Source organism: Streptomyces sp. 3214.6 (genome assembly GCF_900129855.1).
Lineage (GTDB): Bacteria > Actinomycetota > Actinomycetes > Streptomycetales > Streptomycetaceae > Streptomyces > Streptomyces soliscabiei.
The window spans coordinates 8,262,015-8,275,972 of sequence record NZ_LT670819.1 but is presented as its reverse complement, the minus strand read 5'-3'; the positions used below and the strand labels follow the sequence as shown (position 1 = coordinate 8,275,972).

The window sequence follows — 13,958 nt, the reverse complement described above, 5'->3', positions numbered from 1 at the left end:
GGCGGTCAGTCCTCGTCGGCGAGGATGAGGTACAGCTTCTTGCGGGCGTCGTTGATGACCGTGAGCGCCTTCTCGCGCTGTTCCTTGCTGCCGGTCTTCCAGACCTGCCCGAAGGCCTCCATCAGACCGAAGCCGGCCTGGCGGATCTCACCGAGGGCCTCCCAGTCGACCCCGCGCGTGGCCTCCTCCCAGGGGGCCTCCGGGCCCTCCCCGGACGCCGTGCGACCCTCTTCGGTGAGCGAGAACAGCTTCTTGCCGCCTTCGCTCTCGCTGCTGATCAGACCCTCGTCCTCCAGGAGTTGCAGGGTCGGGTACACCGAGCCCGGGCTGGGCTTCCACGCCCCGCCGCTGCGCTCGGCGATCTCCTGGATCATCTCGTAACCGTGCATGGGCCGGTCCTTCAGCAGGGCCAGGATCGAGGCCCGTACGTCACCGCGCCGCGCCCTCCCCCTGGGCCCCCCGCGCCCTCGCCCACCCCAGGGACCGGGACCGAAGCCGCCGAAACCGGGGCCACCGGGACCGAACCCCGGACCACCCGGGCCGAAGGGCCCGAAGGCCGCACGCCGTCCCTCGCCGCGCCGCCGGTGTCCACCGTCGAATCCGTGGTCGCGCATTGCCATCACTCCGTCTCCGCCATCTGTGCATCTCTGTTCATTCCATCGCCGATCTGTCGCGATGCGTCAACGATATATCGGAACAGTTCGCTTGGCTAGACTCTGCCCCTTAGAGTGCGGACATGGCATCGGACGGCACTTCGCACACCGCCTCGAACGGTTACCTCTCTCAACTCTTCTCGCTGGACGGCCGGGTCGCCGTCGTGACGGGCGGCAGTTCCGGCATCGGCCGGGCCGTCGCCGGGGCCCTCGCCCGGGCGGGCGCGAGCGTGGTGGTCGTGGCACGCAAGGAGGCGGAACTCGCCGCCGCGGTCGACGAGCTCACGGCCGACGGCTGCCGGGCGGCCTGGGCGAGCGCCGACCTGAGCACCCGGGACGGGGTGCGCGCTGCGGCGGAGCGGGCGGTCGAGGCGTTCGGTGAGCCCGACATCCTCGTCAACAGCGCCGGCATCAACCTGCGGCCGCCGATGGGCGAGCTGGACGAGGAGGTGTGGGACGCCACCATGGCGGTGAACCTGGAGGCGCCCTACCTGCTGGGCCGACGCTTCGGACCCGGCATGGCCGAGCGGGGCTTCGGACGGATCATCCACATCAGCTCCCAGCAGGCGCACCGGGCGTTCGTCCAGAGCGGCGCCTACGGGGTCTCCAAGGGGGCGCTGGAGTCGCTGGCCCGCTCACAGGCCGAGGCGTGGTCGCCGTACGGAGTCACCTGCAACACCCTGGTGCCCGGCTTCGTCATGACGCCGCTCAACGCACGGTTGGCGTCCGACCCGGAGCGGGTGGCGGCGCTCGCCGCACGCACGATGGCCGGGCGCAACGGCCTGGCCGAGGACTTCGCCGGAGCCGCCGTGTTCCTGGCCGGACGCGGCTCCGGCTACGTCACCGGGCAGGCGATCTTCGTCGACGGCGGGTTCTCGGTGCACTGACCTCCGGCCTTCGGCCCGCCTTGGGGGAGACCTTCCCCTCTACGCGGCCTGCGGGGCGAAGTGGACGAGGTTGTCGTCCCCGTCGGGCTGGACCACGCCGTACGTGCTCTCGGGGACCTTGTTCCAGGCGCCGGGCAGGTTGCCCAGGGGCTCGGAGACGATGAGGCGGGTCTCGTCGGAGACCTCGCGCAGGAACGCCACGTCGGGGTGGAGCGCCCGGAGTGTCTCCACGCGGGTGCTGTAGAAGAGCGAGCGTGAGGTTCCCTGGCTGGAGTAGCGGAAGGCCCACAGCCGCTCCCCGTCGGTCACGGCGATCGTCATCTGGAGCGGGAACTCCACCCCGTGCTCGTGTCCGGTGCGTTCCACCAGGCCCGCCATCCGGGCGACGGCGCCGGGTGGATCCTCCTCCAGGCCGAGGGTGAGCGCCAGGAAGAACATCATCTCGGAGTCCGTCGACCCCTCGATGTCGAGGAAGAGTTCCGGGTCGACGGCGAGGGCGAGGTCCCGGCGGAGCCGGTGGAAGTCGGCGATGGCGCCGTTGTGCATCCACATCCAGCGGCCGTGCCGGAACGGGTGGGAGTTGGTCTGCTGCACCGCCGAGCCGGTCGAGGCCCTGATGTGGGCGAAGAACAGCGACGAGCGGACGTGCCCGGCGATCTCCCGCAGATTGCGGTTGCTCCAGGCCGGGCCGATCTCCCGGACCACCGCGGGGGTGTCCACGCCCGGCCCGTACCAGCCGACGCCGAACCCGTCACCGTTGGTCGTCTCGACGCCCATCCGGGAGTGCAGGCTCTGGTCGATCAGTGAGTGCGCCGGCCGGTACAGGATCGTTTCCAGCAGCACGGGGGTGCCCGAATAGGCGAGCCAACGGCACATCGTCCAACCTTTCGGTCAGCGTTCTTCGGACGTGTCCGGCTTCACCACGCACAGAGCCCAGATGACGAACACCGAGAAGGCGATCACCACGACCGACCAGACCGGATACTGCGGCAGGGACAGGAAGTTGGCGATGACGATCAGCCCGGCGATGGCCACGCCGGCCACCCGCGCCCACAGCGCCGCCTGGAACAGCCCCAGACTGACGATCACGGCGACCACACCCAGGGCGAGGTGGACCCAGCCCCAGCCGGTGACGTCGTACTGGAAGACGTAGTTGCGGGTCGTGATGAGGATGTCGTCCTGGGCGATTCCCATGATGCCGCGGAAGATGTCGAGCACTCCGGAGAGCATGAGTGTGACGGCCGCGAACACCATCAGGCCCTCGGCCCAGTGCTGTTTGGCCGTGTGCCGCTTGACCGACGGCGCGTGGGTGCTGTGTGTCGTCATCCCGATGCCTCGATTCGCTTGGGGTGTTGCCCGTTGTCGCTTGTGTGTTGCGTGTTGCGTGTTGCGTGTTGCGCGCTCAGTGTGTTGCGCGCTCAGTGTGTTGCGCGCTCAGTGTCGTGAGCCGCTGAGGACCAGTTGCTTCGCCCTGGCGAACTCCTCGTCCGTGATGTCGCCGCGGGCGCGGATCTCGGACAGCCGGGCGAGTTCGTCGACGCTGCTGGAGGGACCGGCGTCGGCACCCCTGGCCGTCTCGCGGACGTAGCTGTCGAAGGCCCTCTGCTGCTCACGCGCCTGCGCGATCTCCCTGCGCCCCATGTTCTTGCCCCGGGCGATCACATAGACGAACACGCCCAGGAAGGGCAGGACGATGCAGAACACCATCCAGCCGGTCTTGGCCCAGCCGCCGAGGTCGTCGTCGCGGATGATGTCGACGACGATCCGGAACAGCAGGACGAACCACATGATCCACAGGAAGAAGACCAGCATGGTCCAGAAGGCGCTCAGCAGCGGATAGTCGTACGCGAGGTACGTGTCCCCACTCATGTCTCTCCTCCGTTCCGGGCGTTCGCCCGCCATCCCGACGACATCCGGTGTACCGACATGCCGTCGCGTGCCGTTCTCAGCGTGCCCACGGCAAGCGGCCCGCGGCCTCACCCGAGACGGGTGAGAGTCTGTGCACGAGAGTCCGCGCAACGGGTCGGAGCAGCCCGGCTCAGACCGTCCCGGCAGGAGCTCCCGGCCCCGCCTTACGCACCCTGCGCAGCGCGGCGCGCCACGCGAAGGCGACCGCCGCCTCGACCAGACCGAGCAGGACGAGCCACAGGCCGAGCAGCCGCGTCAGCGCGCGGGCCGACTCGGTGGGCAGCGCCAGCACCACGATCCCCGCCACGATCGCGAACACCGCCGCGCCGAGGACGACGCCCCGGTGCGGGAGGTCCTTGGCCGCGAGGGCCGTGTAGAGGGTGAGCATGCCGGACACCAGCCACAGGACGCCGACGACCAGGGAGAGCGCCGCGATCGTCTGCAGGGGGTGTCTCAGGCACAGCACCCCGGCCACCACGTACAGCATCGCCAGGAGGAGGCCGGTCAGCCGTTCGCCGTGGTCCTCCCGGGCGAAGGCCGCGACGAACCGGAACACCGCGGTCACCAGCAGGTACAGGCCGATGAGGACCGCCAGGACGTGCAGGGTCTCGTCCGGCCAGACCAGGATCAGGACGCCCGGTACGAAGCTGGCGACCGCCGAGCCGAGGATCCACGTCCAGGAGCGGCCGAGCACGGCCAGGGTGTCGGCGGGATCGTTGCCCAGCGGCTCGTTGTGCGGTGCGGGACCAGGCGACACGCTCATGACTCCTCCTCGCGCCCGGCAGGCAGTTGGCGCATCTCCAGGACCCGCAGCCCCAGGGACTGGCAGCGGGCCAGCAGCCCGTACAGGTGCGCCTCGTCGACGACGTATCCGAACAGGAGGGTCTGACCGGACATGACCACATGGTCCAGTTCCGGAAAGGCCCTGGTCAGTACCTCCGACATCTGTCCGTCGACGCGGATCTCGTAGCGCATGAGCTGCTCCCGGGACGGCCTGGGACAGGCGGACTGCGCCCTTTCCCCTCGATCCTGCGTCCCCGGGGGACGGACGGCTTCACCCGGTGAAGGTGATAGACCGCCGCTGCAGAACGGCACCCGCGCCGCCCAATTCAGCGCCTCAGCGCCTCAGTGCTTCAGTGCTTCAGTGCTTCAGTGCTTCAGTGCTTCAGTGCTTCAGTGCTTCAGTGCTTCAGTGCTTCAGTGCTTCAGTGCTTCAGGAAGAGCTTGAGAGCGATGATCAGCAGACCCAGCGCGAGATTCACCGAGGCGGTGGTGACGACCAGGCGCCACGAGGCGCCGTCGCGCCGTGCCGCGGACGCCGACCAGCCCACCTGGCCCGCGACGGCGACCGCGAGCGCGAGCCAGACGGCGCCCTGCAGGTCGAGGCCGAGCAAGGGGCTGACGGCCACGGCGAGGGCCGGCGGAATGGCGGCCTGCAGGATCGGCCACTCGTCGCGGCACACCTTGAGCACGATCCCCCGGTCCGGGGTTCGCCGTGCCAACCGCGCCCCGAACAGCTGGGCGTGTACATGCGCGATCCAGAAAACGACGCCGGTGAGCAACAGCAGCAGCACAAGTTCCAGGCGCGGGAACGAGCCCAGGCTGCCCGCGCCGACGACCACCGAGGCCGCGAGCATGGACCCGTAGACGCCGCCGGAGTGGTCGGCGGGGGCCCGACGCTCGGCGGCGCGCGCCCGGGCCGCCGCGATGTGACCGGGCCTGGACATCGCGGCCTCCCTCGACGAGTCGGACGGTTCGGTCGGTCGGGCGGGTCAGCGCGACGGCCCGGTCGTGCCGGCCGGCATGCCGGTCCCGGGCCGGCTCGGACGTTCGGCCTTCCGCGTCGGCAGATGCGGCGTGACCAGGAAACTGGCGAGCGTGATCCCACCGGCGGCCAGGATCGCCGCTTTCAGACCGTCTAGTTGCGCCGAGGCGTAGGAGTCCGCGAGGGCGTCGACCTCGGCGGGCGGCAGCCCGGCGTCCTCGGCCGCAGAGCGCACCTGCTCGGTGGGGACGAAGGAGATGCCGGCCTCCAGGGCGACCCCGGTCTGCCGACGGGTCTCCTCCGAGAGCCGGGGATGCTCCTCCACACTTGTGGTGAAGGCCTGGGCCAGGGCGCCGACCAGCAGCGATCCGATGAGCGCGGTGCCCAGCGCGGAGCCCAGATTCTGCGCCGTGAACTGCAGCCCGCCCACCTCGCTGCGTTCGTCCTCGCCCACGGAGGACTGAACGACGTTGCCCAGCTGTGAGGCGAGCAGGCCCATGCCCACCCCGAGGAGTGCCATCGCCCCGGCGAACTGCGCGTCGTCGATGACGGGGTCGATGGTGGCCAGCAGCCACACGATGGCCGCGGCCAGGGTCAGCAGCGCGAGCCGGACCACTCGGCGTGGTCCCGCCACCCGCCCCAGCCGGGTGGCGCCCATCGAGGCCGCGAGCATGGTGACCGACACGGGGAGCAGGCGCAGGCCGGTCTCGAAGGCGTCGAAGCCCTGCACGACCTGGAGATACAGCGGGATGGTGAAGAACAGCCCCAGCAGGATGAGGTTCTGGCTCAGCAGACACATCAGGCCGGATCGCAGCGCGGGCCTGTGCAGCAGAGCAAGATGCACCAGTGGCTCCGAGCCGTGCGCGTCCCGGCGCCGCTCCCAGTGCACGAAGACGGCGAGGACGGCCGCTCCGGCGCCGACGACGAACAGGGTGGGCGAGAAACCCAGGACGGTGAAGGGCGGGTTGCGGGGCTGCACCCAGCCCCACGTGCCGCTCTGCAGGACCCCGAGCACGCCGAGGGCCAGTCCGGCCGCCGAGAGCGCGGCGCCCACCGCGTCGAGGTGGGGGCGTGGCCCGGTGCGCGGGGACTCCGTGATCACCCGGCGGAAGCACAGCATCACCAGCACGACCACGACCTCACCGGCGAAGACCAGCCGCCAGGTGAGATACGTCGTCACCCAGCCGCCCAGCAGCGGGCCGACCGCGATCCCCGCGCCCGCCAGACCGCCGATGACGCCGTAGGCCACGGCCCGGTCCCGCCCCCGGTAGGACTCGGCGACCAGCGCCGCCATGGCCGGCAGGACCATCGCGGCGCCCAGCCCCTCGATGACCGACCAGCCCAGCGTGAGCACCCACAGGGTGGGGGCGACGGCGGTGAGGGCCGATCCCGTGGCGTAGACGACGAGGCCGAGGAGGAAGATCCGTCGTCGTCCGAGGATGTCCCCGAACCGGCCGCCGATGATCATAAAGGCGGCCATGACCAGGGCGTACAGGGTGATGACGGCCTGGATGGCCGTCACCTCGGTGTCGAAGTCCTCGACCAGTTGGCTGATCGAGACGTTCATGACGGACGTGTCCAGGACCATCAGGAACTGGGCGGTGCCCAGGACCATCAGGGCCCGCCAGCGGGTCACGGTGTCCACGACACCATCGCAGCCGAGAAATCCGGCCGCCGCCTCACCCACGAGGGGGGAACTTCACAGCCCGGACGACCAGGTCGGTCACAGCAGGTTCAGCTGGCGGGCGCGGCGTACCGCGTCGCCTCGGCGGTTGACCGCCAGCTTCCGGTAGGCGCTCTTGAGGTGCGTCTTGACCGTGTTCACCGACACGTACAGGTCGGCGGCGATCTCCTCCGTCGACATCATCAGGGCCAGCCTGCGCACCACGTCGCGTTCGCGTCCGCTCAGCTCCTCCACGACCGGGGGCGGTGCACCGTCGGACGACGGCACCCCGGGGGTGAGCCAGTCCGCGGCCGGTCCCCGGGGGAAGGCCGTGGCCAGGTAAGGGCGGATCCACAGCCCGGCTTCGCGGAAGGGACGTCGCAGCCCTTCGCGTCGTGCCTCGCGCAGTGCCTGGGCGACGAGCCTGCGCGCGTCGGTCACGTCGCCCGCCTCGTCCGCCGCCTGCGCCAGCACCAACGCGGCGCGGACGGTCACGGCCGGGCCGGCACGGCCCTCGGCGCGCACGCCGTCGAGCAGGTCGGCCGCGGCGCCGGGCCGGCCCGCGGCGAGCTGGGCCCGCGCGGCCGCCACCGCGCACGCGGGCTGCTGGTCGGGCGTCGCCCGCAGCACCTCGAAGGCCGTCTCCGGGCGGCCCTCGGCCAGGTGTGCGGCGGAGACCACGAGCGCGGTCTGCCCCTGCGCCCAGGGGGAGAGCACGGCGGCGGGGACGGCTCGTTCCGCGGCCGCGCGTGCGGCGCTGGGGTCGCCACGGGCCAGGTGCAGGCGGGCGGTGGCGATGGCCCGGCCCGCCTCCATGACCGGGTCCCGCAGCGCGGGGTGCGAGCCGGCCGCCTCGTCGAGGAGTGCCCGGGCCCGGCGCAACTCGTCGCGGTCCACGGCGACGGCGGCCAGGACCAGCCGTCCCATGCCGGAACCGGACGGCTGGGGCAGGCCGTAACGCTCCGTCTCGGTCAGCGCGGCCCGCGCCGTGCGTTCCGCCCTGCCGGGCCAGCCGTTCAGATAGTCGATCAGAGCCAGCCGGCCGAGCGAGTCCTCCCGGGCGAGCGCCGTGGACGCGCCTGCCGAGGCCCCGGCCACCCTCGACAGGGCGGCACGCGCATCGTCGAACCGCCCGGCCCACAGCCGCGCCGAACCCAGGTGGGCCAGCAGCAGGGCGGTGAGTTCGGGATGCCTCTCCAGCAGTTGCGCGGGTACCTGGTCGCGCAGCGTCTCGGCGGCCGCCGCGGCCAGCTCCGCCCGGCCGGGCGCCCCGGTCAGCCGGGCGGCCAGCGCCTCCAGCAGCGCACAGCTCAACCGGACCGCCGCGAGGCCGGACGCCTCGCCCGCCGGACTCCACCCGGCCGCCGTCAACGCGCCTTCGGCCGCAAGACCGTCGCCTCCCCTCTCCGAGCCGCGCTCCCCCGACTCTCCCGGCCCCGCCCACTCCCACCGCTCCACCTGCTCCCGCGGCAGCCCCAACTCTGCTGCGGTCAGGCCCAGTTCGGCGGCCAGGCTCTCCTCCGCGCGACGCAGGTGGGTCAGACCGCGACCGAGGTCACGGCGGGAAAGCTCGCGGGCCGCACGGACCAGGTCCGAGGCGGGGCTCCTGGCCTCCGGCCCCATCCGGGAGAAGAGTTCGGCGAGTTCGTCGGAGCGCAGGCCGGTGAAGAGCCAGCCGATGGCCAGGTCGTCGACGAGGGCGTCGGCGGTGAACTCCCAGTCGCCGGCGGCCGCGCCGTGCCCCAGCGTCTCCGCGAGGGATCCCGAGCCCCGCAGCCACCGCGCGGCCCGCCGGTGCAGTTCGGGTTCCAGACCCGGCGACCGCATCCGCAAATGGGCCCGGAGGATCTCCCCGAACAGCGGGTGGAGCCGGTACCAGTCCTGCGCGAGGTGCTCGACGAACGCGTTGTCGCGGCACAGACCGACCAGAATCGGCCCGGCGTCGGTGCGCTCGGTCAGGGCGTTCACCAGCTCCGGGCAGAAACGGTCGAGGACGCTGACCCGCAGCAGGACGTCCTGCGTCTCGGGCGACTGCCGCCTGAGCACCTCCGCCAGCAGGAAGTCGGCGACCGTGGTGCGGTCGGCCTCGAACTCCTTCAGATACCTCTCCGGATCCGGGCTCTCCCGCGCGGCGAGGGCGCACAGCCGCAGTCCTGCGGCCCAGCCCCGGGTGCGTTCGACGAGCCCCTGTGTGGCGTGCGCCGGAAGCCGCAGGCCGTGCAGTTCCAGCAGCTCGGCCGCTTCCTCGCAGGTGAAGGCCAGTTCCGCGGCCCGGATCTCGGTGAGCCGGCCGGCCGCCCGGTACCGGTGCAGCGGAAGCAGCGGTTCCGTACGGCTGACGAGGATCAGACGCAGGCCGTCGCCGGCGTGGTGCAGTACGAACTCCAGCTGTTCTGCGATCTGCGGGTCGCTCACCCGGTCGTACTCGTCGAGCACCACGATCGCGGGCCGGTCCCTGGCGCACAGCTCGGCGGCGAGCCGCGCCAGCAGTGTCGGGGGAATGTGGCTCGCGTCCGTGGGGCAGCCGATCTCCGCGGGGAGGGAGACGCCCGAGGCGCGCAGGGCCTGGAGCAGATACGCCCAGAACATGCCCGGCCCCTGCTCCGCCGCGTCGGTGGTGAGCCAGGCGACGGGCGCCTCGCGCGCCGCGGTCCAGTCGGCGACCAGCACCGTCTTGCCCGCGCCCGCGGCGCCGTTGACCATGGTCAGGGGTGTCCGCAGCGCCTGGTCGAGGTGGTTGACCAGGCGCTCGCGCCGCAGGAACGTCACCGGCCGGGCCGGTACGACGAACCGTGTGCGCAAGAACGGCTCCCCCTGGGGATCGGCGTCCGCAGCCGTCGGTTGCGGAGCGACCTCCTCGACACCGGCCATGGCGCTCACCGCCCGTGGTCGTCAGATCATGGGTAGCACTCGCTCCCAGGGTCCCAGGGTTGCGCCCCGGACGCGCTTCGAGGGATCCGCGGCCCAACGGTGCGGCCCGCTCACGGCGGTGGCCGAATCGGGCCAGGACTCGCCGATTGGCCTTGGCCGACGGCTCGGCCGACCCCCTACCGTCACCGGCATGCGGATTCGAATCGTCGACGCCTTCACCGACCACCCTTTCGCCGGCAACCCGGCCGGGGTCCTCCTCCTGGACGCCTTCCCGGACGACACCCGGCTCCAGAACATCGCCCTGGAGGTCAACCACGCCGAGACGGCGTTCGCCCACCCGCTCCCCGAGGGCGGCGAGGCGGACTGGGCCCTGCGCTGGTTCACCCCCGTCGCCGAGGTCGACATGTGCGGCCACGCCACGCTCGCCACGGCCCACGTCCTGCACTCCACCGGCGCCCACCCGGGGCCGGTGCGCTTCGCCACCCGCAGCGGTGTGCTCATCGCGACGCCCGCCGAGGACGGCTCGATCACCCTGGACTTCCCGACCGCGCCGCTGACCAGGGTCGAGGTCCCGGCCGGGGTCGCCGAGGCCCTGGGCGCCGAGCCGCTCGACTGCCACGACACCGGCCCGCACATCGGCGACCTGCTGGTCGTGCTCGCCGACGAGAAGACCGTCCACGCGCTGCGGCCGGACCACAAGGCCCTGGCCGCCTACTCCCGTCGCGGCATCATCGCCACCGCCCGCGCCGAGAACCCGGAGCTGGGATACGACTTCGTCTCCCGCTGCTTCTTCCCGAACTTCGGCATCGACGAGGACCCGGTGACGGGCAGCGCCCACACCGCCCTGGCCCCCTACTGGTCCGAGCGCCTCGGCCGCACCGCCCTGACCGGCCTGCAGGCGTCCCCGCGCTCCGGCCGTGTCCGCACCGAGGTACGCGGCGACCGCACCCTGCTGGCGGGACGCGCGGTCACGGTCATCGAGGGCGAGCTGCTCGCCTAGAAACCGGGTCCGCCCCAAGCGGGGTGGCTCACGCCGTCGGCAGCCACCCCACCTTCCCGGCCAGCAGCGCGTATCCCACGAAGGCCCCGATGTCGAGCAGGGAGTGCGCCACGACCAGGGGCCCCACCCGTCCCCAGCGCCGGTAGAGGTAGACGAAGACCACGCCCATCACCATGTTGCCGATGAAGCCGCCGATGCCCTGGTAGAGGTGGTACGAGCCGCGCAGCACGGAGCTGGCGACGAGCGCGGTGCCCGGCGTCCAGCCCAACTGGCCGAGCCGGCGCAGTAGATAGCCGACGACGATGACCTCTTCGAGGATCGCGTTCTGCATCGCGGACATCACCAGCACCGGGTACTTCCACCACACGTCCGGCAGCGCCTCCGGCACCACCGTGAGGTTGAAGCCGAGACCGCGGGCCACCAGATAGAAGGCGATGCCGGTGCTGCCGATCACCGCCGCGATCGCCGCCCCGCGGCCGAGGTCCGGCCAGGGCCGGGTGCGGTCGAAGCCCAGCGTCCGCAGCCCCTGTCCCTCGCGCAGCAGGAGATGCGCGACGAGGGCGACGGGGACGAGCGCCGAGGCGATCCCGAACAGCTGCCAGGCGAGATCGAGCCACGGGCGGCCCGGCGCGGCCGAGGCGTTGAGGGTCGCCGCCTGGTCCTTCAGACCTCCCGGTTTGGTGACCGATCCAACAAAACTGATCAGGGCGGACACACCGCTCGCACCGAGTGAAAGCCCCAGAACGAGCAGCGTCTCGTCCCGGAGCATCCGTCTCGAGAGCCGCTCCTGCGGAAGAGAATCAGCCACCTACCCCTGCCTCCACCTGCACACGTGCCTCCAGTTGCGTGACCCCGCCGCCTCCCCGTCCCTACCGCATGTCGTGCGGAGCGCTTGCGCCACCGGGGACGCCAGGCCGACAGGGAGGGTCGCCACCGTCATGGGACGTCACAGCTTGCCCGATCAGTGTGGGGCGGGCGGCAGCGACCCCCACCCTCGGATGAGCCGACGCACCGAGGCCGTCGCCACCGCCGTCGTCCTCACCGCCGTCGTCCTCACCGCCGCCGGGGACGCTGCGGCCGCCGTGCGGAGCGGCCTGCCGCCCTTCGCCTTCTCCCGCCGCGACCAGCCCCAGGCGCTCGCGGACGGCGAACCACGCAAAGCCCTCAGCCCTCAGGCCTCAGGCCTCACCCGAGAGGAACAACCTCGGGCACCCCCACAGGCCAGGTGTGCACCGGCTCCCCGTGGTGCATCAGCTCCGCATACCGTCGCGTCGTGGCGGCGAGGGCCGCATCCCGCGACAACCCCGCCTCCACCGCCCGGTGGAACGTAGCCACCTGCCACGTCGCCCCGTTGGCCCGCCGCCGGCACCGCTCCTCGATGACCCCCAGATACAGATCACGGTCGGCCGGCTCGACCCCCCACCCGTTCAGTCCCGCCTCGGCCAGCGGCAGCAGCTCGTCGCGGACGAGACTCACCGCGTCCACCTCGACCACACCGCCCAGCCGCCCCCGCCGCGGCCACTGCAGCCGCGCGTCGATCCCGTACCGGCAGGCCGCGTCGAAGTTGGCCGCGGCCGCCTCGAACGGCAGCCGGGACCAGACCGGCCGGGACTCCTCGGCCAGGGCCCGGACCACGCCGTAGTAGAAGGCGGCGTTGGCGACCACGTCCGTCACCGTCGGCCCGGCGGGCAGCACCCGGTTCTCCACCCGCAGGTGCGGGACGCCGTCGGCGATGCCGTAGACGGGCCGGTTCCAGCGGTAGATGGTGCCGTTGTGCAGGACGAGCTCGGCGAGCGAGGGCACCCTGCCCGCCGCCAGGGCCTCCAGCGGGTCCTCCTCGTCGCAGATGGGCAGCAGCGGCGGGAAGAAGCGCAGGTTCTCCTCGAACAGCTCGTACGCCGAGCTGATCCACCGCTCCCCGAACCATGTCCGCGGCCGCACGCCCTGCGCCTGCAGTTCCGGCGGCCGGGTGTCGGTGGCCTGCTGGAAGAGCGGGGGCCGCGACTCCCGCCACAGCTCGTGGCCGAACAGGAACGGCGAGTTGGCGCCGACGGCGATCTGCGCGGCAGTGACGGCCTGCGCCGCGTTCCACACCGCGGCGAAACGGCCCGGCGTGACCTGCAGATGCAGTTGCACGGAGGTGCAGGCGGCCTCGGGCACGATCGACTTCGAGGTGCACGACAGCCGCTCCACGCCGTCGATCTCGAGCGCGAAGTCCTCTCCGCGGGCGGCCACGATCTGGTCGTTGAGGAGCGTGTAGCGATCGACGTCGGAAAGGTTGGACGAGACCAGGTCGTCACGGTCGAGAGTCGGCAGAATACCGATCATCACGATTCCCGCATCGACCTCGCTCGCCTTTCGATGGGCATATGCCAGTGACGTACGGAGTTCCTCCGCGAGCCGATCGAATACCCGCCCTCCCAATCGATGGGGAGCTATGTTCACTTCCAGGTTGAACATGGCGAGTTCTGTTTGGAAATCTCGGCTCGCGATCCTCTCCAACACTTGCCCATTCAGCATTTTCGGCAGACCGTCGGCGCCCGCGAGATTCAGTTCGATCTCGAGCCCCATCAGGTTCTTGGGGCGGTCGAAGCGCTTCTGGGCCAGGAGCCGCTCAAGCCCCGTCAGACACCGCCGCAGCTTGTCCCGGTAGTGCTGACGATCGGACAGGTCGAACGCGCCTGCCACGACCTTCTCCCCCATCGAAGCGTCCCTCCTCGCATGGGCGGGCCGGCGATCCGGCCGCCGGATGTCCCGGGTCAGGGGGGATGATGCCCAGCCGAGCCGATCGATAACGCCCCCCGGCCGCGCACGCACACGCTACGCTGACCGAAAGCCACCGGCGGTGACCGGTGGCACATTCACCGGGCATGCGGCCGGTCGCCCTTTCCTGAACTCGGAACTCGTGAAAAACGCCGACGACAATGGGCCGACCACTCCGCACTCATAACCCGAGGTCATCGCGTCGCGGCCCGCTCTGAATCGGGATGATTCACACGTATCACCGACCGAATGAACCCTTGCCGAGTGTCCCGGAATCGACTAGACGAAACACAGTCTGAACACGTGTCGTATAAACTCCGCGAACAAGGCAGAGAAGGTTGGCGCCCACGGTCGAAGGAGCCTGTCGTCGAGGTGACGGCAGGCCGCTCGCGCACCCCGGCAACCCCAGACCCGGGGCCCCGCCTCTCCGACCTGTCGAGAGCTAGCT

13 protein-coding genes are annotated in these 13,958 nt (G+C 71.3%); 2 read left to right on the top strand and 11 right to left on the bottom strand.

Annotation, left to right across the window (positions count from 1 at the left end; genetic code table 11):
* Positions 1–5: 5 nt before the first annotated feature.
* The gene (locus B5557_RS37405) at positions 6–614 is read right to left on the bottom strand and encodes a PadR family transcriptional regulator (RefSeq protein ID WP_079663639.1); all 609 of its coding nucleotides are present in this window, start codon (positions 612–614) and stop codon (positions 6–8) included.
* Between the two features lie 122 nt (positions 615–736).
* Here B5557_RS37405 and B5557_RS37400 point away from each other — a divergent pair, with 122 nt between their 5' ends.
* Positions 737–1,540 carry an SDR family NAD(P)-dependent oxidoreductase gene (locus B5557_RS37400; RefSeq protein ID WP_079663638.1) on the top strand — a complete coding sequence of 268 codons (804 nt, stop codon included), beginning with the start codon at positions 737–739 and terminating at the stop codon, positions 1,538–1,540.
* 39 nt (positions 1,541–1,579) lie between these two features.
* Here B5557_RS37400 and B5557_RS37395 read toward each other — a convergent pair whose 3' ends face one another.
* The 8 genes from B5557_RS37395 to B5557_RS37360 form a co-directional block, all read right to left on the bottom strand.
* Positions 1,580–2,416: a class II glutamine amidotransferase gene (locus B5557_RS37395; RefSeq protein WP_079663637.1), complete on the bottom strand. Its 837-nt coding sequence runs from the start codon at positions 2,414–2,416 to the stop codon at positions 1,580–1,582.
* 15 nt (positions 2,417–2,431) lie between these two features.
* Complete coding sequence (locus tag B5557_RS37390; RefSeq protein WP_079663636.1) at positions 2,432–2,866, bottom strand: DUF7144 family membrane protein; 435 nt, start codon at positions 2,864–2,866, stop codon at positions 2,432–2,434.
* A gap of 108 nt (positions 2,867–2,974) precedes the next feature.
* Positions 2,975–3,409 carry an SHOCT domain-containing protein gene (locus tag B5557_RS37385; RefSeq protein ID WP_079663635.1) on the bottom strand — a complete coding sequence of 145 codons (435 nt, stop codon included), beginning with the start codon at positions 3,407–3,409 and terminating at the stop codon, positions 2,975–2,977.
* Between the two features lie 169 nt (positions 3,410–3,578).
* The gene (locus B5557_RS37380) at positions 3,579–4,211 is read right to left on the bottom strand and encodes an HdeD family acid-resistance protein (protein WP_099937735.1); all 633 of its coding nucleotides are present in this window, start codon (positions 4,209–4,211) and stop codon (positions 3,579–3,581) included.
* Entirely contained in the window at positions 4,208–4,423 is a 216-nt protein-coding gene (locus B5557_RS37375) for a hypothetical protein (RefSeq protein ID WP_079663633.1), read from the bottom strand. Before B5557_RS37375 ends, B5557_RS37380 begins: the two co-directional genes overlap by 4 nt.
* A 230-nt stretch (positions 4,424–4,653) precedes the next feature.
* Entirely contained in the window at positions 4,654–5,175 is a 522-nt protein-coding gene (locus B5557_RS37370) for a hypothetical protein (protein ID WP_079663632.1), read from the bottom strand.
* Between the two features lie 45 nt (positions 5,176–5,220).
* Positions 5,221–6,849 carry an MFS transporter gene (locus B5557_RS37365; protein WP_099938263.1) on the bottom strand — a complete coding sequence of 543 codons (1,629 nt, stop codon included), beginning with the start codon at positions 6,847–6,849 and terminating at the stop codon, positions 5,221–5,223.
* An 87-nt stretch (positions 6,850–6,936) separates the two neighbouring features.
* Positions 6,937–9,747: a LuxR C-terminal-related transcriptional regulator gene (locus B5557_RS37360; protein ID WP_079663631.1), complete on the bottom strand. Its 2,811-nt coding sequence runs from the start codon at positions 9,745–9,747 to the stop codon at positions 6,937–6,939.
* 190 nt (positions 9,748–9,937) lie between these two features.
* On the opposite strand from B5557_RS37360, the gene B5557_RS37355 reads away from it, so the two are divergent.
* A complete protein-coding gene (locus B5557_RS37355; protein ID WP_079663630.1) occupies positions 9,938–10,747 on the top strand; it encodes a PhzF family phenazine biosynthesis protein in 810 nt (269 codons plus the stop codon).
* 28 nt (positions 10,748–10,775) lie between these two features.
* Here the strand turns inward: B5557_RS37355 and B5557_RS37350 are convergent, their stop codons facing one another.
* Together B5557_RS37350 and B5557_RS37340 are read right to left on the bottom strand one after the other, a co-directional pair.
* Entirely contained in the window at positions 10,776–11,516 is a 741-nt protein-coding gene (locus B5557_RS37350) for a CPBP family intramembrane glutamic endopeptidase (RefSeq protein WP_079663629.1), read from the bottom strand.
* A 416-nt stretch (positions 11,517–11,932) separates the two neighbouring features.
* The gene (locus B5557_RS37340; RefSeq protein WP_079663628.1) at positions 11,933–13,450 is read right to left on the bottom strand and encodes a glutamate-cysteine ligase family protein; all 1,518 of its coding nucleotides are present in this window, start codon (positions 13,448–13,450) and stop codon (positions 11,933–11,935) included.
* Positions 13,451–13,958 lie beyond the last annotated feature (508 nt).